Raw genomic sequence first — 20,085 nt, 5'->3', positions numbered from 1 at the left:
GTCAGTCCGCCAGGGCCTGACGGACCAGGCCGTCGCCGTCGATGCTCACCTGGTTCCCGGTGTGGAACCAGGTACCGGTGAAGCGGGACTCGGTGGTCTGCGGATCGTTCCAATAGCGCGAGGCGACATTGGGCCCGCGACAGAGCAGTTCGCCGTGGCCGGTGGCCGCGCCCGGACCCCACAGGGCGAGTTCGGTACCGCCGAAGGCGAATCCGAGGACGTCGCGGCCGGATGCCGTGTCGTCGAAGGCCAGAGCCGTGTCATCGCGCGCCAGGCCGATGCCCGAGGTCTCGGTCGCGCCCCACACCGACCACTGGCGGGCCTCCGGGAACACCTCGCGCAGCCTGACCGAGACCGCCTCGCAGGCGGCCGGATCCGCGGCGGCCAGCTCGGCCCGGTGCCCGGCGCTGCACACCTGCCGCACCCGCTCCACGCGCAGCCCGGCCAGGCCCGGCAGCAGCCCGGCGAAGATGCGCGGGGTCGCCGAGACCATGTCGATGCGTTCGGAGACAAGGGCTTCCGGCACCGCGGCGCGGTCCGGGGCGAGCACCACGGTGCCGCCGACCGCGAAGGTGGGCAGCAGCTGGTCGACGCAGCCGCTGGCGTGCGCGAGCGGCAGCAGCAGCAGATTGCGCAGCCCGTCGGTGGGCAGTTCCAGTGCGCCCACCACGGAACGGATCGCGGAGAGCAGGTTCTCGTTGGTCAGCTCCACACCGCGCGGGCCCGCCTCGGGGCCGGGGCTGGTGTAGCAGAGCAGGGCCAGTTCGCCGAGGGACGCGCCGTCGTCGATGAAGGCCGCGGCGTCGGGCAGGGCCTCGCCGAAGCCGGCCGCGCGGCCGCCGCCGTCGAGGATGAAATCGGCGCTGGCATCGTGGATCACGCGCTCCGCCACCGCGTCCGGGAGGCCGTCGTGCACCAGCACCGGCACCGCGCCGCACAGCAGCGCGCCCAGGAACGCCTGCACCCAGCGCGCGCCGACCGGCATGCGCACCGCCACCCGGTCGCCGTAGCCGATGCCGTGTTCCTGCAGCCCGCCCGCGATGCGCGAGGCCGAGTACCAGAGTTCGCGGTAGGTGAGCCGGGGGCCGCCGATCTCCACCACGGCCTCACGGGCGGCGAAGGTGTGCACCTGGATGTCGAGGAGTTCGGTGAGCGCGGGCGTGAGGTTGCCGTAGCGCAGGATGCCGTCCGCGGCGCGCGCCAGCGGGTTGTCGCACCAGCTGCTCTCGCGCAAACGAGCGGCGTGGGTGTGCGGGTATTCCACGAGTAACTGCGACATCGTCCCTCCGAGTGCCTCGTAAGCCCTGCCAGGCATGAGTGACTATATGATGCAGATCACAGCCATGGGCGGATTGTCGGCAAACGGATGTCAGGGTTTGACGCAACGGAAACAGATCACCGCCCGGTCGAGCCGGTGTTCCCCCTGGCGAGCCTGCGGAAACGTCGGATTCGCGGTGCCTTTCGCATCGGCACACCGGTTTTCGTGGCCGAGCGGTTTCGATTACCCCCCAATCCCCCACTCGTGCAGGTAGCGGCGCTGACACGCCCGAACGCAGCCGACACACCCGGGCGCGGGGCGCGACCGGGCGATCGACTCGCGGGGTTTGCGCGCTACTTGCCTGTGTACGTGGCCTTTCCGGGACCAACCTCGAGGAAGCTCCGCACCGCGTTCTTCAGGTCCTCGCTGCCGAACAGTTGCCCCGACACCTCCGGGGTCACCGAATCCGCGTGCGCCACACCGCCGGAACGCCAGGCCTCGATGATCTGCTTGGTCGCGGCGTGCGCGCGGGTCGGGCCGTCGGCCAGCTTGGCCAGCAGGGCGCGGGCCGCGGTGTCGACATCCTCGTGCACGGCGTTGACCACACCCCAGTCGGCCATGGTCGCGGCGTCGTAGAGATCGGCGGTCATGACGAACTCCCGGGCGCGACCCGATCCGGCGCGCTCGGCCAGCCGCTGCGGTCCGCCCATGGACGGGGTCAGGCCCACCACGGTCTCCACCAGACCGAACTTGGCCTTGGGCGCGGCGAGGATGATGTCGCAGGCCAGCGCCATTTCGAAGGCCGCGGTCAGGGTCAGCGAGTGCGCCGAGAAGATGACCGGGCAGGGCAGCGCCTCGATCGGGTGGATGATCCGGGCGAACAGGGTCTGCCACAGCTGTGCGCCCTCCTGCTCGGACAGACCGTCGAAGACGTGCACGTCCACACCGCCGGAAACCAACTTGCCGTCGGCCCGGATCAGCAGCGCCCGCGGCGGATTCTCCGACAGCTCCTCGAGATCGGCGGACAGCGCGTCGAGCAGAGCCTTGTCGAAGAGGTTCAGCGGCGGGTGGTCGATGGTGAGGATCGCCGCGTCCGCGCCGCCGGCGGTGACGGTGCGTTCCAGGCGGGTGGGCTTCGAGTCAGTCATGGGGCTGAATGTATGCGGCCGCTCACTTTTTCAAAAGGCCGAACACAGGACCATCTGCCCCGGTTGGGGATGGCCCGAAGGTTCGCGGCCAAGCGCGGGGAGGCGGAGGGCAGAATAGATCAGGTGACCACGTCGAAATCCGAGCCGGGTTCCTATGTCGAGCCGGGCGAATTCAAGCGGGACACGAACTACATAGAAACGCGGATAACCGCGGACGGGCGGGACGGATATCCCGTCGAACCCGGGAGGTATCGCCTCGTCGCGGCCCGCGCCTGCCCGTGGGCCAACCGCACGCTGATCGTGCGGCGGCTGCTCGGGCTGGAATCGGCGCTGTCCCTGGGCCTGTGCGGGCCCACCCACGACAAGCGCAGCTGGACCTTCGATCTGGATCCCGGCGAGGTGGATCCGGTGCTGGGCATCCACTTCCTGCAGGACGCGTACTTCAAGCGGTTCCCCGACTATCCGCGCGGTATCACCGTGCCCGCCATCGTGGACGAGCGCACCGGCGCGGTGGTCACCAACGACTACGCGCGGATGACCCTCGACTTCTCCACCGAGTGGACCGAGTTCCACCGGCCGGGCGCGCCGAAGCTGTATCCGGAAGACCTTCGGGCCGAGATCGATTCGGTGAACCGCCGGGTCTACACCGAGGTCAACAACGGCGTGTACCGGTGCGGTTTCGCGGGCGGCCAGGACGCCTACGACGCCGCCTACGATCGGCTGTTCACCGCCCTCGACTGGCTGTCGGAACGGCTGGCCACCCAGCGATACCTGGTCGGGGACACCATCACCGAGGCCGATGTCCGGCTGTTCACCACGCTGGCGCGGTTCGATCCGGTGTATCACGGGCATTTCAAGTGCAATCGGCAGAAGCTGACCGAGATGCCGGTGCTGTGGGCCTACGCCCGCGATCTGTATCAGACCCCGGGCTTCGGCGACACCGTGGACTTCGTGCAGATCAAGCAGCACTACTACATCGTCCACACCGACATCAATCCGACGCGCGTCGTCCCCAAGGGGCCCGAGCTCGGCAACTGGCTGACCCCGCACGGCCGGGAAGCCTTGGGCGGCAGGCCCTTCGGCGACGGCACACCGCCGCCCCCGCCGCTCGAGGCCGAGCGTGTACCCGCCGGGCACACCGCGGCCTGAACGATCTATTCGCCTGCCGTGCCCGCGTATGTGCCGAAGCTCCAGTAGACGCCTTCGGGGTCACGGCAGGTGAAACCCCTTGATTCGTAATCGGTTTCGTCGCGCAGTTCGCGGGTGATGTTCGCGCCCGCGGCCTGCGCGCGGGCGTACAGCGCGTCCGGGTCGTCGACGACGATGTAGGCGGAGCCGACGCCGGGCGGCTGACAGTCCAGCGCCATGCCGTCGCGGGCCTGGCCGAGCATGACGCCGCCGCCTCCGGGCCACGCGAGTTCGGCGTGGTGGACGACGTCGCCCTCGGTGTAGCAGGCTCTGGTCTCGAAGCCGAAAGCCTGCTCCAGGAACGTGATCGCGGCCGTCGCGTCGCGGTAGACCAGGGTCGGCCAGACGACGGTGCCGGTCTTTACGGGTGTGGTCGTTTCGCTCATGCCCTCACCCTTCCGCGTCGGCCCCTTGTCGGTCTTGGACGAATGGGAACTCCTCGCGCTCGCGCCACACCGAGGGCGGCATGCCCGCCAGCTCACGCCACTCGCGGGCCATGTGCGCCTGGTCGTAGTACCCGGCGACGGCGGCCACCTCGGCCAGCGGCGGCAGGATCGCCTCGCGCAGCAGCCGGTGCGAGCGCTCGAAGCGGGACAGGCGGGCGGCGTCCTTGGGGGTGATCCCGAATTCGGCGTTGAAACGATTGCCGAGATGTCTTCGGCTCCAGCCGATCTCGTCGGCCACGGCGGCGACCCGCACGGCCGGGTCGGGACCGGCCAGCAGCGTCCACGCGTGGGCGAGTTCGGCGTCCAGGTGGACCGGGTTCACCTGCCGCAGCAGGATTTCGTCGATGATCGCGAAGCGTTCCGGCCAGGACGACGGCACCGACAGCCGTTCGCGCAGTTCGATCGCGCGGGGCCCGAGCACATCGGCCAGGTCCACGATCCAGGCCCCGAGGGCCGCCGCCGGCACGCCGAACAGGGCCCGGCAGCCCATCGGCGTCAGGCTGAGCTGCACTCCGTGCTGGAACCCGTTGTGCGCGATCACCGCCGGCCGCACGGACAGGCCACTGGCCAGCATGTCCCAGCGCCCGCCGGGCTGGCCGGGGTGCGAGGACACCGGCACGTCGATCGGCTCGTCGATGGTGACGATCACCGTCAGCCCGTTGCCGGGCATGCCGACGTGCTCGCCCGGCGCGAATCCGCGCAGCAGATAGCCCGAGTACCCGTGGACGTACGGGCGCAGTCGCGGATCGGGAACCCCGGACGCGCCTTCGGACACGCCTGCCACGCCGTCCACCCTAATAGGCGCTGTCGGCGTAGCCGTCCTGAATCCGCGCATGGCCGGAGCGAATGCGGAGGTACGCCTAGGCCGATCTCGCGTGGCACGCGCCCTTCCCATCCGGAACCGGTCTATCTCGCGAATCGTTGTCCGAGTGCCATAGAGTTCGGTCCGGAGGACCGCACAAGTAAGGGGTTGTCGATGTTCAAGGCCGGGCTCGAGAAGGCGGTTGTCTCACTGCTCGACAACGGGGCCCAGGTGCAGGCTCCGGCTGTCGCCAAGTACGTGGCCAAGCTGCGCGATTCCCATCCCGGTGAATCGCCCGCGCAGATCATCGCGCGCCTCGAGAAGCTGTATCTCAATACCGTGACCGCCTCGGGCACGGCGGTCGGCGCGACCGCGGCGGTGCCGGGCGTCGGCACGGTCGCGTCGCTGTCGGCCATGACCGCCGAGACCGCGTTCTTCCTGGAGGCGTCCGCGGTCTTCACCCTCGCCGTGGCGGCCGTGCACGGTGTCGCGCCCGACGACAAGGAGCGCCGCCGCGCCCTGGTGCTGGCCGTGGTGCTCGGTGAATCCGGCATGGAGATCGTGCAGAAGGGCGTCGGATCCTCCGCCAAGAACTGGGGCGGACTGCTCGCGGGCAAGATCCCCGGCATCAACGCCATGAACGACTCCCTGCTCAAGAAGTTCCTGGTGCAGTTCATCGCCAAACGCGGCGCACTCATGGTCGGCAAGGTGATTCCGGCCGGAATCGGTGCCGCCATCGGCGGATTCGGCAACCGGGCGCTGGGCCACGGCGTGGTCGACAATGCCCGCAAGGCCTTCGGCGCACCGCCGCTGACCTTCCCCCAGCCGCTGGTCATCGACGCCGACCCGCTGCCCGCGGTCGAGGCCCCGGCCTGGAACCGGCAGCCGTGACGCGGCCGCTCGCCTTCGCCGCCGGAGGGCTGACCAAGACCTTCGAGACCGTGACCGCGGTCGACGACGTGAGTTTCGTGGTGCCCGCGGGCAAGGTGGCCGCGCTGGTCGGGCCGCACGGCGCGGGCAAGACCACGCTGCTGCGCATGCTGCTCGGGCAGCTGACGCCGACGTCGGGGACCGCGAGCGTGGGCGGGCCCGGCACGGGAGTCCGGGCCGGACAGCGGGCCGTGGGCGCCATGCTGACCCCGCGCGGACTGCACCCCGCCCGCAAGGTGTACGCGCAGCTGCGCGTGTTCGCTTCCGCCGCGGGGGTTTCCGACGAGCGGGTGGACGAGCTGCTGGCCCTCACCCGGCTCACCGAGGTCGCCGGCCAGCGCATCGGCACCCTGCCGGAGGGCGTGAGAACCCGGCTGGCCCTGGCCGTCGCGCTGCTCGGCGACCCGCCGCTGCTGGTGCTCGACGACCCCGCCGCCGGACTCGATGTGCGCGAAACCGCCTGGCTCAACGACTATCTGCGCGGCCACGCCCGCCGCGGCGGCACCGCGCTGCTGACCTCGCGGACGCTGAGCACCGTGCTGCCCATCGCCGACGAGCTCATCGTGCTCGAGCGGGGCCGCGTCGCCTACCAGGGCAGCCCGGCCCGGCTGCGGCGCAGCCACCCGGATCGCCTGCTGGTCAAGGCGTCCAGCCCGATCGCCCTGGCCACCACGCTGGCCGCGCAGGGTTTCACCGACGCGGTCATGCGCCCCGACGGCCGGCTGGCGGTCGCGGAAGCCTCACTGACGCAACTGGAATCGGCGGCCTCCACCGCCCGCGTCCAGCTCACCGAGATCACCCAGGAACACATCCACCCCGACCAGGTGCTGGCCGCGCTGACCAATACCGGTTCCCCGGCCCCGGCCTATCCGCAGTCGGCGGTCTACGGGACCTACCGGTGATCTCACCGCGCCGCGACGATGTCCGCGGCACAGCTCGTCATCGAAAGGACGCTGCATGAACCTGACGGTGCCGCCGGTGGTGGCTCGGGCCGCGAATTCCGAAGTGCGCAAGGTGACTTCGGTGCGGTTGAACTGGCTCATCGGCGGCGGGGTGATCGCGGCGGGCGTGGTCGCCTTCGTGGCGCTGGGCCTGGGATTCCAGCCCGGCGGGGAACACCGGGAGGGGTTCAGCACCGGAGCGGGATGGGCGGCGCTGCTGACCACCTGGGTGCTGGTGCTGACCGTCGCCGCGGCGGCCGCGTTCGGGGCGCTGGGCTCGGCCACCGAGTTCAAGTCCGGCTCGATGGCGGTGAGCGTGCTGTTCACCCCCGACCGGACCCTGCTGCTCGGGTCGAAACTGGCGGTGGCGGGCGCGTTCTCGCTGGGCACCGTGCTGGCGATGGAGGTGCTGGGCGGGGCGGCCATGCGGATCGCGGGCGGTTCCCGGGTGCCCATGGACGGCGGCTTCTTCGGGGTGCTCGCCGGGGTGGCGCTGGCGGCGCTGTGCTGGGCCGTGATCGGGACCGCGCTGGGCTTCGTGCTGCGCTCACCGACGCAGGCGCTGGCGGCGGTGCTGGGCTGGGCGGTGCTGGAGCCGCTCATCTGGATCACCGCGCGCGCCATCGGATTCGGCGGGCTGGCGGCCATCCTGCCGGTGTCCGCGACGGTCGGGGCCATCAGCGGCGGGCGCTACGCCAAGAGCGCGCTCATCGCGCCGACACCGGCCGCCATGGCGCTGCTGGTGATCTGGACCGCCGCGGCGGGCGCGGCGGGCTGGTGGTTCTTCACCCGCCGCGACATCTAGGTCAGCCGCGCCCGGCGAACAGCCGACGCCACACCTCGTGATCGGTGCGCGGGCCGCCCAGGGTGTCCGCGCCGTACTTCGCGATGAGACCGGGCAGATCCAGGGGCACGCTGGGCGCGGTCATGGCGGCCATCTCGGACTCGACCGCGGAGTCGGGAACCAGCCAGCAGACCTCGAATTCGATGCCGTCGGGATCGGCGGCGTAGAGGGCCTTGGTGGAGGCGTGGTCGGACGCGCCGGTCAGGGCGTCCGCCGCCACCAGAGCGTCGCGGACGCGCTGCAATTCGCTCAGCGTGTCCACCTCCCAGGCCAGGTGGTAGAGGCCGACGCGGCCGGTGCGGTGCGGGACCGACGGGTCCGGTGACCGGAACAGGCCGAGGTCGTGATCGTTCGCCGACCCCGCGGCCTGCAGGAACACCGCGCCCGGAAACGCGCCGGGCAGTCGCCGGAAGCCCAGCACGTCGCAGTAGAAGGCAGCGGAGCGCTCCTCATCGGAGACGAACAGAACCGCGTGATTGAGACGCTGAATCGGCATGCCTCCAGCCGACCACGCCGCTGTGCAGTGCACAAGGTGTCGTCGTGCGGTGCACAAGGTGTCGTCGTGCGGTGCACAAGGTGTCGTCGTGCGGTGCAGAAGGTGTCGTCCCACCCCGGCACACTGGGTAGACGACACGAAGGCGGGAACAAAGCGGGGGTGGGGAGACTTGTGTTCTCCGGAATGAGTTCGATGGATGTGGAAACCGAACCCGGCTGGCTGCGCCGGCTCTGGCGGCGCTGCGCCGGGCACCCGTGGATGCTGGCCGGAATGGGCCTGGCGATCGTGCTGGGCGCGGTCGTCGAGGTGACCGGGCCGCTGCTGGCCAAGCACGCCCTCGACGGGGCGACCGCCGGGAACACCGGGATCATCGCCGCCATGGCCGGGGCGCTCGGCGTCCTCGCGGTCGGCCGGTTCCTGGCCTCGTTCGGACGGCGCATGCTGGCCGGGCGTCTGGCCCTCGACGTGCAGCACGAATTGCGGGTGGATCTGCTGGGCGCGCTGCAGCGCCTCGACGGTCCCGGACAGGACGCGCTGCGCACCGGGCAGGTGATCTCGCGGTCCATCAGCGACCTGACCCTGGTGCAGGGACTGCTGGCCATGGGCCCCTGGTCGTCGGTGGCGGCGCTGCAGTTCGTGCTGGCCGCGGGCGTGATGCTGTGGCTCTCACCGCCTTTGGCGCTGGCGGCGCTGCTGGTGGTGCCGGTGCTGGCGCTGGTCGTCTACCGGGTGCGGCCGCGGCTGTACGCGGCCACCTGGACAGCGCAGCAGCGGGCCGCCGATCTGGCCCAGCATGTCGAGGAGACCGTCACCGGCGTGCGCGTGGTGAAGGGCTTCGGGCAGGAAGCCCGCATGGTCGATCTGCTGGAGACGCACGGGCGCAAGCTGTACGCCGACCGCATGCGCGCGGCCCGCATCGACGCCCGCTTCAGCCCGACGCTGTCGTCGATTCCGCAGGCCGGTCTGGTCGCGGTGATCGCGGTGGGCGGGCTGCTGGCCTTCCACGGCAGCATCGGGCTCGGCACCTTCCTGGCCTTCGTGGCCTACGTGTCCACCATGACCAACTCGACGCGCATCGTGTCCTACGTGGTGGTGATGGCGCAGCTGACCCGCGCGGCCGCCGAACGCGTCAACCAGGTCATCGACAGCGCGCCCGAACGCATCGATCCGGAGCATCCGGCGGCCGTGCCGGACGGGCCGCTCGGCATCGACATCGAGGGGCTGCGGTTCGGATTCGAGCCCGGGCGACCGGTGCTGAACGACTTCACGCTGCGGGTCGAGCCCGGCGAGACGGTCGCCATCATCGGTCCCGCGGGCTCGGGCAAGTCCACCCTGAGCCTGCTGCTCCCCCGCTTCTACACCCCCGAGTCGGGCCGGATCAGCCTGTACGGCAAGGACTCCCGCACCGACATCGCCGACCTGCGGGCCGCCGACCTGCGCGCGGCCGTCGGCGTGGTCTTCGACGAAGCCTTCCTGCTCTCCGACACCATCGCCGCCAATATCGCGCTGGGCCGCCCCGACGCGAGCGAGGCGGAGATCCACGCGGCGGCGAAGCAGGCCGCGGCCGACGAGTTCATCAACGCCCTGCCCGACGGCTACGACACCGTGGTCGGCGAGCGCGGGCTGACGCTCTCGGGCGGCCAGCGCCAGCGCATCGCCCTGGCCCGCGCCCTGCTGGCGGACCCGCGCATCCTGGTCCTCGACGACGCCACCTCCGCGGTGGACGCCGTCACCGAGGCCGCCATCTTCGCCGCGCTGCCCACCGATTCCGGGCGCACGACACTGATCCTGGCCCACCGCGAGTCCACCCTCGCCCACGCCGACCGCGTGATCCGCCTCCCCGCACCGGGTTCGGACGCCGACCTCGACCTCGCCGCCGACCCCCGTCTTCGGGACGCCGACCTCCGTCATCCCGGCGTGCTTGTGGCCGGGATCCATCCGACGAGTGTGGATTCCGGCCAAACCCGTGCCGGGATGACGAGTGGGACGCCTGCCGGAATGACGAGCGAGTCCGACGAGCCGGATCGGGATACGCCGGAGGAGGTTCGGCGGGTGCTGGGCGATCTGCCGCCGGCCACCGAGCAGCCCCGCCTCGACGCGGCCGAACTGCGCGAACCGGATCCCGGATTCCGCCTGCGGCACGCGCTGCGGCTGGTGAAATGGCTGGTCGCCGGCACCATGCTGCTGCTGGCCACGAATGCGCTTGTCGGCGTGGGCTTCCCGTCCATCGTGCGGTACGCGGTCGACTCCGGCGTCGGCAGGCACGACGGCGCGGCGCTGGTGCGGGCCACCGTGATCGGCACACTGCTGGTCGCGATCGGCTGGCTGGTCGCCGCGACCTCCCTGCTGTGGAGCAACCGGGCCGGCGAGCGGGTGCTGTTCGGGCTGCGGGTGCGCAGCTACGCCCACCTGCAGCGGCTCGGACTCGACTTCTACGAGCGGGAACTGTCCGGCCGCATCATGACCCGGATGACCACCGACATCGACGCGCTGTCCACCTTCATGCAGACCGGACTGCCGGACGCGCTGGTCGCGCTGCTGACGGTCGCCGGTATCGCGGTCGCGCTGGCGGTCATCGACATTCAGCTGGCGCTGGTCGTCTTCGTGACGCTGCCGCCGCTGCTGATCGCCACCTGGTGGTTCCGCAAGGTGTCCGACACCGCCTACAGTGCCGCGCGCGAGCATTCGGCCACCGTGAACGCCGACTTCGCCGAGAACGTCTCGGGACTGCGGGTCGTCCAGGCGAATCGGCACGAGGCCCGGTCCGCCGAACGGTTCGCCGGCTACTCCGACGACTTCCGGGTCAGCCGGATGCGGGCGCAGCGGGCCATCGCCACCTTCTTCGCCTTCGTGGGCATGTGGGCGGATCTGGCGCTGGCGTCGGTGGTGTTCACCGGCGCCTGGGCGGTGGCGCACGGGTCCACGACGGCGGGCACGCTGGTGGCGTTCGTGCTCTACCTGCAGCTGCTGTTCGGCCCGATCATGCAGCTCTCGCAGCTGTTCGACGGATATCAGCAGGCGCGAGTCGGGTTGCGGCGCATCGGGGAACTGCTGCGCACGCCCTCGTCCATCGCGCCCGATCCCGCCGACCCGGCCGTCATCGACGGGCAGCTGCGCGGCGAGGTCGTCTTCGACGACGTGCGCTTCCAGTACCCGAGCGCGGTCCGGCCCGCGCTCGACGGGGTCAGCCTGACCATTCCGGCGGGCGGCAGCCTGGCGCTGGTAGGTGAGACCGGCGCGGGCAAGTCGACCATCGTGAAGCTGCTGGCCCGGCTCTACGACATGCCGCGAGAACCGGTGTCAGGTGACCGGAATCACGAAATTCCGGTGGATGTCGCCGGGGTCGCCATAGCGGAAACACATGGAACCGGCCACAATCCGGGCGGTACCGGCGCAATCCGCGTGGACGGCGTGGATATTCGCGACTATCGCCTCACCGAGTTCCGTTCCCGGCTGGGCGTGGTGCCTCAGGAAGCTCACTTGTTCACCGGCGACATCGCCAGCAACATTGCATTTGGCAAACCTTTTGCGAGTCCCGCGGAGATCGAGGCGGCGGCCGCGGCCGTCGGTGCGTTGGCAACCATCCAGGCAATGCCCGGTGGCATGCGGCAACCGGTCGGGGAACGCGGGCGCGGACTCTCGGCCGGGCAACGTCAGCTCATCGCGCTGGCCCGCGCCGAGCTGGTCCGGCCCGATCTGCTGCTGCTGGATGAGGCCACCGCCGTGCTGGACCCGGCGGCCGAGGCATCGGTGCTGGTCGCGAGCGAATCCGTGACACGCGGGCGGACCTCGGTGATCGTCGCGCACCGGCTCGCCACGGCCGCGCAGGCCGATCGGATCGCCGTCGTCGAGCAGGGGCGCATCAGCGAAATCGGGGCACACGAAGAACTTCTCGCGGCGCGCGGCGCGTACTACCGGCTGTGGGCTGCGGCCCAGGCGATGGAAGGAATATTCTCGGGCGAGGACGAGTCGTCACGAGAGAATGTGTCCGCTCGGTGGTAGCCATGCCCAAAGGCGAACAGGGGTGGGCATATCCTCAGTGGGGGCGCATCGGCGCGCATCCGCCGATTACCCGTGCCGGGCACGTCACAAACGTCGCAGCGCGAAGAACGAAATGAGGCGAACACCTGCTGTGAGCAGCTCAACAGACCAGTTCGGACAGAACCAGTGGCTTGTCGACGAGATGTACCAGAAGTACAAGCAAGACCCCTCGTCCGTCGACGAAAGCTGGCACGAGTTCCTGGCGGATTACACCCCCGCCGAGACCACTGCCGACTCTGGTAACAACAGCCAGGCGGTCACCGCCGTCGCTCCGGCCCCCGCCGCAGTGCCTACGGCCCCCGGACCCGCCCAGTCCCCCGCCGTGAATTCCACCCCTGTAGCTTCCCCCGCTCCGGTCGTCCCCGCGCCCGCCCCGGCTCCCGCTCAGGTTCGAGCCCCCCAGACCACCCCCGCGCCCGCGTCGAACGCGGCCCCGACCTCCGGCGGTCCGAAGCCCGCCACCGAGGACGAGACCAAGGTGCTGCGCGGCCCCGCCGCCGCCATCGTCAAGAACATGTCGGCGTCGCTGGCGATCCCCACCGCCACCTCGGTGCGCGCCATCCCGGCCAAGCTGATGATCGACAACCGTCTGGTCATCAACAACCACCTCGCCCGTACCCGCGGCGGCAAGATCTCCTTCACCCACCTGCTGGGTTACGCGATCGTGCAGGCCATCAAGGTCTTCCCGAACATGAACCGGCACTTCGCCGAGGTCGACGGGAAGCCCAACGCGGTCACTCCGGCGCACACCAACCTCGGCCTGGCCATCGACCTGAAGGGCAAGGACGGCAACCGTTCGCTCGCGGTCGCGGCCATCAAGAACACCGAGGGCATGACCTTCGCGCAGTTCCACACCGCGTACGAGGACGTCGTCCGTCGCGCCCGTGACGGCAAGCTGACCAACGACGACTTCGCCGGTGTCACCATCTCGCTGACCAACCCGGGCACCATCGGCACCAACCACTCGGTGCCGCGCCTGATGCAGGGTCAGGGCGCGATCATCGGCGCGGGCGCCATGGAGTACCCGGCCGAGTTCCAGGGCATGAGCGACGCGCAGCTCGCGGAGCTGGGCATCGGCAAGCTGATGACCCTGACCTCGACCTACGACCACCGCATCATCCAGGGCGCGGAGTCCGGCGACTTCCTGCGCACCGTGCACAACCTGCTGATCTCCGACGAGTTCTACGACGAGATCTTCCACGGCATGGGTGTCCCCTACGAGCCGGTGCGCTGGCGCAAGGACATTCAGGAACGCGGCATCGACAAGTCGACCCGCGTCCAGGAGATGATCAACGCCTACCGCAGCCGCGGCCACCTGATGGCCGACACCGACCCGCTGCGGCTGGTGAAGGACAAGTTCCGCTCGCACCCCGACCTGGATGTCACCCAGCACGGCCTGACCCTGTGGGACTTGGACCGCGAATTCAATGTCGCGGGCTTCCACGGCCAGGAGCGCATGAAGCTGCGCGACGTGCTGTCCATCCTGCGCGACGCCTACGCCCGCCACGTGGGTGTGGAGTACACCCACATCCTGGATCCCGAGCAGCTCAAGTGGATTCAGGAGCGCGTGGAGCAGAAGCACGCGAAGCCGTCCGTCGCCGAGATGAAGTACATCATGTCCCGGCTCAACGCGGCCGAGGCGTTCGAGACCTTCCTGCAGACCAAATACGTCGGCCAGAAGCGCTTCTCGCTCGAGGGCGCCGAGTCGGTCATCCCGATGATGGACGCCGTCATCGACCAGTGCGCCGAGTACGCCCTCGACGAGGTCATCATCGGCATGCCGCACCGCGGCCGCCTGAACGTGCTGGCCAACATCGTCGGCAAGCCCTACTCGAAGATTTTCACCGAGTTCGAGGGCAACATGAACCCGGCCGCCACCCACGGCTCCGGCGACGTGAAGTACCACCTGGGCGCGCGCGGCACCTACCTGCAGATGTTCGGCGACAACGAGATCGAGGTCTCGCTGACCGCCAACCCCTCACACCTCGAGGCCGTGGACCCGGTGCTCGAGGGTCTGGTGCGCGCCAAGCAGGATCTGCTCACCAAGGAAGACATCGTCACCCTGGGTGAGGAGAACCGCTCGTTCTCGGTCGTGCCGCTCATGCTGCACGGTGACGCGGCGTTCGCCGGTCAGGGCATCGTCGCGGAGACGCTGAACCTGTCGGGCCTGCGCGGCTACCGCACCGGCGGCACCGTGCACATCGTGGTGAACAACCAGATCGGCTTCACCACCGCGCCGGAGTACTCGCGCTCCACCGAATACTCCACCGACATCGCGAAGTTCATCGGCGCGCCGATCTTCCACGTGAACGGCGATGACCCGGAAGCCTGTGTGTGGGTGGCCAAGCTGGCCGTCGACTACCGGCAGAAGTTCCAGCGCGACGTCGTGATCGACATGATCTGCTACCGCCGCCGCGGCCACAACGAGGGCGACGACCCGTCGATGACCCAGCCGGGCATGTACGACGTGATCGACACCAAGCGTTCGGTCCGCAAGGCGTACACCGAGTCGCTGATCGGCCGTGGCGACATCTCCATGAAGGAAGCCGAAGACGCCCTGCGCGACTACCAGGGTCAGCTCGAGCGGATCTTCAACGAGGTGCGCGAGCTCGAGAAGTTCCCGCCGGAGGCGTCGGAGTCGATCGAGGAAGAGCAGCAGCTGCCGCCGAACCTCATCACCGCCGTGGACAAGACGGTGCTGCAGCGCATCGGCGACGCGTTCGTGAACGTGCCCGAGGGCTTCACCGTGCACCCGCGTGTCAAGCCGGTGCTGGAGAAGCGCCGCGAGATGGCCTACGAGGGCAAGGTCGACTGGGCCATGGCCGAGCTGCTGGCCTTCGGCACGCTCATCGACGAGGGCAAGGCCGTCCGCCTGACCGGTCAGGACTCGCGCCGCGGCACCTTCTCGCAGCGGCACTCGGTGATCATCGACCGCAAGAACGGCAACGAGTACACCCCGCTGCACAACATCGGGTCCAAGAACCCGGGTTGGTTCGCGGTGCACGACTCGGCGCTGTCCGAATATGCCGCTGTCGGTTTCGAATACGGCTACTCGCTGGGCAACCCGGACGCACTCGTCCTGTGGGAGGCGCAGTTCGGTGACTTCGTCAACGGCGCGCAGTCCATCATCGACGAGTTCATCTCCTCCGGTGAGGCCAAGTGGGGTCAGCTCTCCGAGGTCGTGCTGCTGCTGCCGCACGGTCACGAGGGCCAGGGCCCGGACCACACCTCGGGTCGTATCGAGCGCTTCCTGCAGCTGTGCGCCGAGGGTTCGATGACGGTGGCGGTTCCCTCCACCCCGTCGAACTACTTCCACCTGCTGCGCCGCCACGCCCTGGACGGCATCCGCCGCCCGCTGGTGGTCTTCACCCCGAAGTCCATGCTGCGCAACAAGGCTGTCGTTTCCGAGGTCGAGGACTTCACCGACAACAAGTTCCGCACCGTGCTCGAGGAGCCCACCTACGAGTCGGGCAACGGCGACCGGTCCAAGGTCAAGCGCGTGCTGCTCACCAGCGGCAAGATCTACTACGAGCTGGTGGCCGAGAAGAACAAGAACAACCGCGACGACGTGGCCATCGTGCGCGTCGAGCAGCTGTACCCGATTCCGAAGTTCCGCCTCAACGAGGCCCTGGAGCAGTACCCCAACGCCACCGATCTGGCGTGGGTCCAGGAGGAACCGGCGAACCAGGGCGCCTGGCCGTTCTTCGGCCTGAACCTGCCGGAGATCCTCCCGGGTCGCTTCGGCAAGCTGCGCCGCATCTCCCGTCGCGCCATGTCGGCCCCGTCCTCGGGTTCGTCCAAGGTGCACGCCGTGGAACAGGCGGAGATCGTCAACGAGGCTTTCGCCCCGACCGTCTGATCACCGAATCCCAGTGCGGGGCCGGATCTCTCACCGAGATCCGGCCCCGCGCCGTTTCACCCGAGGCGATAGCTGCTGTAGTCATCCAGCGGCCGGAAGCCGAAGCGCTGATAGAAGGCTGTGCTGGTGCGACGGGCCGGTCCGCGAAGAGCATGATGCGGCTTGCGCCGGTAGCTTGGGCGAGACGGGCAGGTAGAGGTGGTCGCGGCACCGTGAAACCCTTGACGCGCAGCGGTTTCGGGATGCAGACGTGTGCGGACCGTAGCCGTCAGCGCGTCAACACGCTGAGCCGACTCCAATCGATCGTGATCTCCATGGGCAGTTCGACCACAGCCGGCTGCTCCTCCGGAACGAGCTTCCGAAACGGCCGATACTGTTCGAGCACGTGGTCGAGCACATAGATCTCGATCATCTGTACGCGATTGTCGCCGAGTGTGACGATCCAATACCAGGGAATACCAGCCCTGGCGTATTCCGCCTTCTTCACCACGAGATCGACGTTCTCGGTTCCGGGCGAGAGGATTTCGATGGCCAGCTTCACCAGGGACGCGGGGAGTGGACGAAGTTCGTCGGGCGCACAGTCGAAAACAGCCACATCCGGGCGTCTGATCGTAGTTCGCGGCATTTCCCACAGCAGCACATCGAAGTCGGTATTCAAGTCCAGACAATCACCGTGGTACTGGTCGATGTAGGCGGCCACGGCCGCATCGAGCATCTCCGCAAGCCTACGTTGGGCGGTCTGATGCTGCCGGATTGGCGATTCCGCCCGCACTGCCTGGCCGTTCTCGACCTCGACCAAACGACAGAACTCTTCGGGCAGCTTCTTCCAGATCTCGACCGTAATCGGCTCGGGCTGGAGATTTTCCTCCCGCGCCCATTGGAACACTTCAGACATGGTGCGCTCCTCGCCCAGCCCGCTGATGACAGCACGATCCTATAGCGCAAATCCGGCGGCTGGACTGACCGCGGTGATGTGGTCGCGGGGTTGTGCAAGGCATGTTCCGCGTCGTATATTCCACGTGGAATATTTGGCACGGAGGAGGCGGCGATGATCGGAAAGCAGGCGGTACCCACGCTGACGCCCTTGGCGATCGCGGTGCTGGCCCTGCTCGAAGAACGCCCGATGCATCCGTACGAGATGTATCAGGTGGCCCTGCACCGGCACGAGGACGAACTGGTCAAGATCAAACCCGGTTCGCTGTACCACACCGTGGCCCGGCTGGCCGAGCAGCGACTGGTCGTCGCCGAAGGCACCGACCGGGCCGGGAATCGGCCGGAACGAACCACCTATCGGATCGAACCCGCAGGTCGGGAAGCCTTGCGCAGCCGGGTCGCGGAGATCCTGCGGCAGCCGGTGAACGAGTACCCGATTTTTCCGGTGGCCCTGGCCGAGGCGCACAATCTTCCCGTGGACGATGTCGTCGCGCTCGTGCGCGAACGCGTCACCTGGATCGAGAGCCGGATCGCCGAGCTCGACGCGCTCCGCGGGATGGTCCTGTCCCGGCAGGTGCCGCGGCGCTTCTGGATCGAGGTCGAATACATCCGTGCGCTCCAGGCCGCGGAGGCCCAATGGCTGCACGGCTTCATCGCCGAACTGCAGAGCGGTGAGCTGGATTGGGAGGACTTCTGCGCCGACACCGGCGAGCGCCGCATCCGGCCCGCCGAGACGATGGGCTCCGACTGGGCCGCGGGCCTCACCGAAGAGGACATCGCCACCGTCCGGAGGGGTGGTGCCCGATAACTCACCACCGCCCCAGCGGTTCGCCCCTCACATTCTTTCCCGGTAGCCGCCCGCGGCCGCCCTTCCGAGACAGGAATCGGAATTCATGAACACTCAACGCAATCCGTGGCTGGGGCTATACGCCCTGGTCGTCGGGTTCTTCATGATCCTGCTGGATATGACCATCGTCGCGGTGGCCAATCCGGCGATCATGAAGGATCTCAACGCCGATGTCTCCCAGGTCATCTGGGTCACCTCGGCCTACCTGTTGACCTACGCGGTGCCGCTGCTGGTGACCGGCCGGCTCGGAGACCGCTTCGGCCCCAAGAACATCTATCTGATCGGCCTGACCGTCTTCACCCTGGCCTCGCTGTGGTGCGCCGAGTCGACCAGCATCAATATGCTGATCGCGGCCCGCGCCGTGCAGGGCCTGGGCGCGGCGCTCATGACGCCGCAGACCATGGCCGTCATCATGCGGACCTTCCCGCCGGACAAGCGCGGCGCGGCCATGGGCCTGTGGGGCGGCGTGGCCGGACTGGCCACCCTGGTCGGCCCGATCCTGGGCGGCGTGCTGGTGGACTGGCAGGGCTGGCAGTGGATCTTCTACGTGAACGTGCCGATCGGCATCGTCGCCTTCGGGTTGGCGTTCTGGCTGGTCCCGTCGCTGCCCACGCACGAGCACAAGTTCGACCTGGTCGGTGTGGCGCTCTCGGCGATCGGCATGTTCCTGCTGGTCTTCGGTATTCAGGAAGGCAACACCCACCACTGGGACGCCTGGATCTGGGCGATGATCGTCGCCGGTCTGGTGGTGCTGGGGCTGTTCGTGGTCAATCAGGCGCGCAATACCGGTGAGCCGCTGGTGCCGCTGAGCCTGTTCAAGGACCGCAACTTCGCGCTGGGCAATGTGGCCATCGCGTCCATGGGCGCGGCGGTGACGGGCGTGTTCGTGCCCGCCTACTTCTACCTGCAGCAGGTGCACGGGCTGACGCCGACCCGCTCGGCCCTGGTGTTCGCGCCGATGGCCATCCTGACCGGTATCTTCGCGCCGATCATCGGCAAGATCTCGGACAAGACGCCGCCGCGCATCATCCCGACCATCGGCTTCGCACTCTTCTCGGCGACGCTGTTCGGCTTCGCCGCGCTCATGAAGCCGGACGGCTCGATCGCGATCTTCATGATCGTCGGCGGCCTCGCGGGTATCGCCAATGCCTGCATCTGGGCGCCGCTGGGCACCACCGCCACCCACAACCTGCCGGTACAGCAGGCCGGTGCGGGCGCGGGCATCTACAACACCACCCGTCAGGTCGGCTCGGTGCTGGGTTCGGCCGCCATCTCCGCGCTGCTGACGGCGCGCATCTCGGCGCAGGGCCTGCAGAGCGGTCCGATCGGCGAGGGCGCGGGCGGCAAGAGCCTGCACGATCTGCCCGCGCTGGTGCGTGATCCGCTCCTGGAGAAGATCAGCACCGCGCTGAGCCAGTCCATGTATCTGCCCGCGCTGATCCTGTTGATCGGCGTCGTCGCCTCGGCGCTGTTCATCGGGTACGGCAAGTCGGCGGGCGGCCCGGCCAACGATATGGCCAAGGCCGATATCGGGGCGCACTGATCAGAGTCCGATCGGGACGTACTGATCGAAAAGCGCTGTCCGCCGGGCTCTCCCGGTGGGCAGCGCTTCGTCGTTTCGTCAGAGGATCAGGCCGATGAGGCGGGTCCAGTCGATGCGGATCTCGATGGGCATGTCCATCACGGTCTCGCCCACGAAGGGATCCAGGCGGCGGTGCGGCCGATAGTGGCCGAGCACCAGGACGTGGGTCTGGATGGCGTGCACCCGGTCCCGATCCATGTAGACCAGCCAGTACCAAGGGATTCCGGCCAGCGCGTACTCGGCCTGTTTGTCGGCGGTGTCAACGCGTTCGGTGGCCGGGGACACCACCTCGATGGCGATCTTCACCCGCGGGGCCTGCAGGGGCCCGACATCGGCTGGGGCGCAGGCGAACAGGACCACGTCCGGGCGGCGGACGGTGAGCCGCGGGTGTTCCCACAGCAGCACGTCCTGGTCGACGCCCACGTAGAGCCAGCCGTCGTTGTATCGGCTCATGTGGGTTTCGGCGGCCGCCTCGAGCATGGAGGCCAGGCGGCGCGCGGCATTGCGATGCGGTAGCGGTGGCGTTTCGGCGCGCACCACATCGCCGTTCACGACCTCGACGAGTCGGCAGAAGTCGCGGGGCAGCTTCTTCCAGACGTCGAGCGTGATCGGTTCGGGCTGCAGGTTTTCCGCCCGCGCCCATTCGAGTACTCCGGACATGCGCGCTCCCTCGACTCCTGGCTCGGGCGGGCTGGGCGACGACTGCCGCGCCGATACTAAACCGCGCGCGCCGACAAAAAGGCCGTTCGGAACTTTCGCCCGCGCAGCAT

Annotated in this window: 15 protein-coding genes; 8 read left to right on the top strand and 7 right to left on the bottom strand. The window is 68.8% G+C overall.

The genetic code is table 11. The annotated features are described in order from the left end of the window. Position 1 precedes the first annotated feature (1 nt). Positions 2-1,279 (bottom strand): class I adenylate-forming enzyme family protein, encoded by a 1,278-nt coding sequence (locus tag GPX89_RS32750; RefSeq protein ID WP_157391541.1) that lies wholly within the window; start codon positions 1,277-1,279, stop codon positions 2-4. A 332-nt stretch (positions 1,280-1,611) separates the two neighbouring features. Continuing rightward, the gene (locus GPX89_RS32745; RefSeq protein ID WP_157391540.1) at positions 1,612-2,406 is read right to left on the bottom strand and encodes an enoyl-CoA hydratase/isomerase family protein; all 795 of its coding nucleotides are present in this window, start codon (positions 2,404-2,406) and stop codon (positions 1,612-1,614) included. A gap of 123 nt (positions 2,407-2,529) precedes the next feature. On the opposite strand from GPX89_RS32745, the gene GPX89_RS32740 reads away from it, so the two are divergent. After that, positions 2,530-3,555, top strand: coding sequence for a glutathione S-transferase family protein (locus tag GPX89_RS32740; protein WP_328602556.1), 1,026 nt, complete (start codon positions 2,530-2,532; stop codon positions 3,553-3,555). 5 nt (positions 3,556-3,560) lie between these two features. On the opposite strand, the gene GPX89_RS32735 is transcribed toward GPX89_RS32740, so the two are convergent. Both GPX89_RS32735 and GPX89_RS32730 read right to left on the bottom strand, forming a co-directional pair. Then, positions 3,561-3,980 (bottom strand): VOC family protein, encoded by a 420-nt coding sequence (locus GPX89_RS32735; protein WP_157391538.1) that lies wholly within the window; start codon positions 3,978-3,980, stop codon positions 3,561-3,563. 4 nt (positions 3,981-3,984) lie between these two features. Beyond that, a complete protein-coding gene (locus tag GPX89_RS32730) occupies positions 3,985-4,824 on the bottom strand; it encodes an AraC family transcriptional regulator (protein WP_328602555.1) in 840 nt (279 codons plus the stop codon). Between the two features lie 192 nt (positions 4,825-5,016). Here GPX89_RS32730 and GPX89_RS32725 point away from each other — a divergent pair, with 192 nt between their 5' ends. Genes GPX89_RS32725 through GPX89_RS32715 form a run of 3 tightly spaced genes read left to right on the top strand, consistent with a single transcriptional unit; the run spans position 5,017 to position 7,518 of the window. Then, a complete protein-coding gene (locus GPX89_RS32725) occupies positions 5,017-5,733 on the top strand; it encodes a hypothetical protein (protein WP_157391536.1) in 717 nt (238 codons plus the stop codon). Beyond that, the gene (locus GPX89_RS32720; RefSeq protein ID WP_328602554.1) at positions 5,730-6,674 is read left to right on the top strand and encodes an ABC transporter ATP-binding protein; all 945 of its coding nucleotides are present in this window, start codon (positions 5,730-5,732) and stop codon (positions 6,672-6,674) included. The genes GPX89_RS32725 and GPX89_RS32720 overlap by 4 nt, the downstream gene beginning before the upstream one ends. Positions 6,675-6,729: 55 nt before the next feature. Then, on the top strand, positions 6,730-7,518 hold the full coding sequence (locus GPX89_RS32715) for an ABC transporter permease (RefSeq protein WP_157391535.1): 789 nt from the start codon (positions 6,730-6,732) through the stop codon (positions 7,516-7,518). 1 nt (position 7,519) lies between these two features. Here the strand turns inward: GPX89_RS32715 and GPX89_RS32710 are convergent, their stop codons facing one another. Beyond that, entirely contained in the window at positions 7,520-8,053 is a 534-nt protein-coding gene (locus GPX89_RS32710; protein ID WP_157391534.1) for a VOC family protein, read from the bottom strand. Between the two features lie 183 nt (positions 8,054-8,236). On the opposite strand from GPX89_RS32710, the gene GPX89_RS32705 reads away from it, so the two are divergent. Together GPX89_RS32705 and GPX89_RS32700 are read left to right on the top strand one after the other, a co-directional pair. After that, a complete protein-coding gene (locus GPX89_RS32705) occupies positions 8,237-12,055 on the top strand; it encodes an ABC transporter ATP-binding protein (RefSeq protein ID WP_235948585.1) in 3,819 nt (1,272 codons plus the stop codon). 112 nt (positions 12,056-12,167) lie between these two features. Further along, positions 12,168-15,953: a multifunctional oxoglutarate decarboxylase/oxoglutarate dehydrogenase thiamine pyrophosphate-binding subunit/dihydrolipoyllysine-residue succinyltransferase subunit gene (locus GPX89_RS32700; RefSeq protein ID WP_157391533.1), complete on the top strand. Its 3,786-nt coding sequence runs from the start codon at positions 12,168-12,170 to the stop codon at positions 15,951-15,953. A 268-nt stretch (positions 15,954-16,221) separates the two neighbouring features. On the opposite strand, the gene GPX89_RS32695 is transcribed toward GPX89_RS32700, so the two are convergent. Further along, the gene (locus GPX89_RS32695) at positions 16,222-16,848 is read right to left on the bottom strand and encodes a Uma2 family endonuclease (RefSeq protein ID WP_157391532.1); all 627 of its coding nucleotides are present in this window, start codon (positions 16,846-16,848) and stop codon (positions 16,222-16,224) included. Between the two features lie 153 nt (positions 16,849-17,001). Between GPX89_RS32695 and GPX89_RS32690 the strand changes: the two genes are divergently transcribed. Together GPX89_RS32690 and GPX89_RS32685 are read left to right on the top strand one after the other, a co-directional pair. Further along, positions 17,002-17,694 carry a PadR family transcriptional regulator gene (locus GPX89_RS32690; RefSeq protein ID WP_157391531.1) on the top strand — a complete coding sequence of 231 codons (693 nt, stop codon included), beginning with the start codon at positions 17,002-17,004 and terminating at the stop codon, positions 17,692-17,694. An 85-nt stretch (positions 17,695-17,779) separates the two neighbouring features. Beyond that, positions 17,780-19,276, top strand: a complete 1,497-nt coding sequence (locus GPX89_RS32685; RefSeq protein ID WP_157391530.1) for a DHA2 family efflux MFS transporter permease subunit — start codon at positions 17,780-17,782, stop codon at positions 19,274-19,276. A 78-nt stretch (positions 19,277-19,354) separates the two neighbouring features. On the opposite strand, the gene GPX89_RS32680 is transcribed toward GPX89_RS32685, so the two are convergent. After that, a complete protein-coding gene (locus GPX89_RS32680; RefSeq protein WP_157391529.1) occupies positions 19,355-19,975 on the bottom strand; it encodes a Uma2 family endonuclease in 621 nt (206 codons plus the stop codon). Between the last annotated feature and the right edge of the window lie 110 nt (positions 19,976-20,085).

Source organism: Nocardia terrae, from assembly GCF_009760405.1.
GTDB classification, from domain to species: Bacteria; Actinomycetota; Actinomycetes; order Mycobacteriales; family Mycobacteriaceae; genus Nocardia; species Nocardia terrae.
This window is presented reverse-complemented; position numbering and strand designations above follow the sequence as displayed.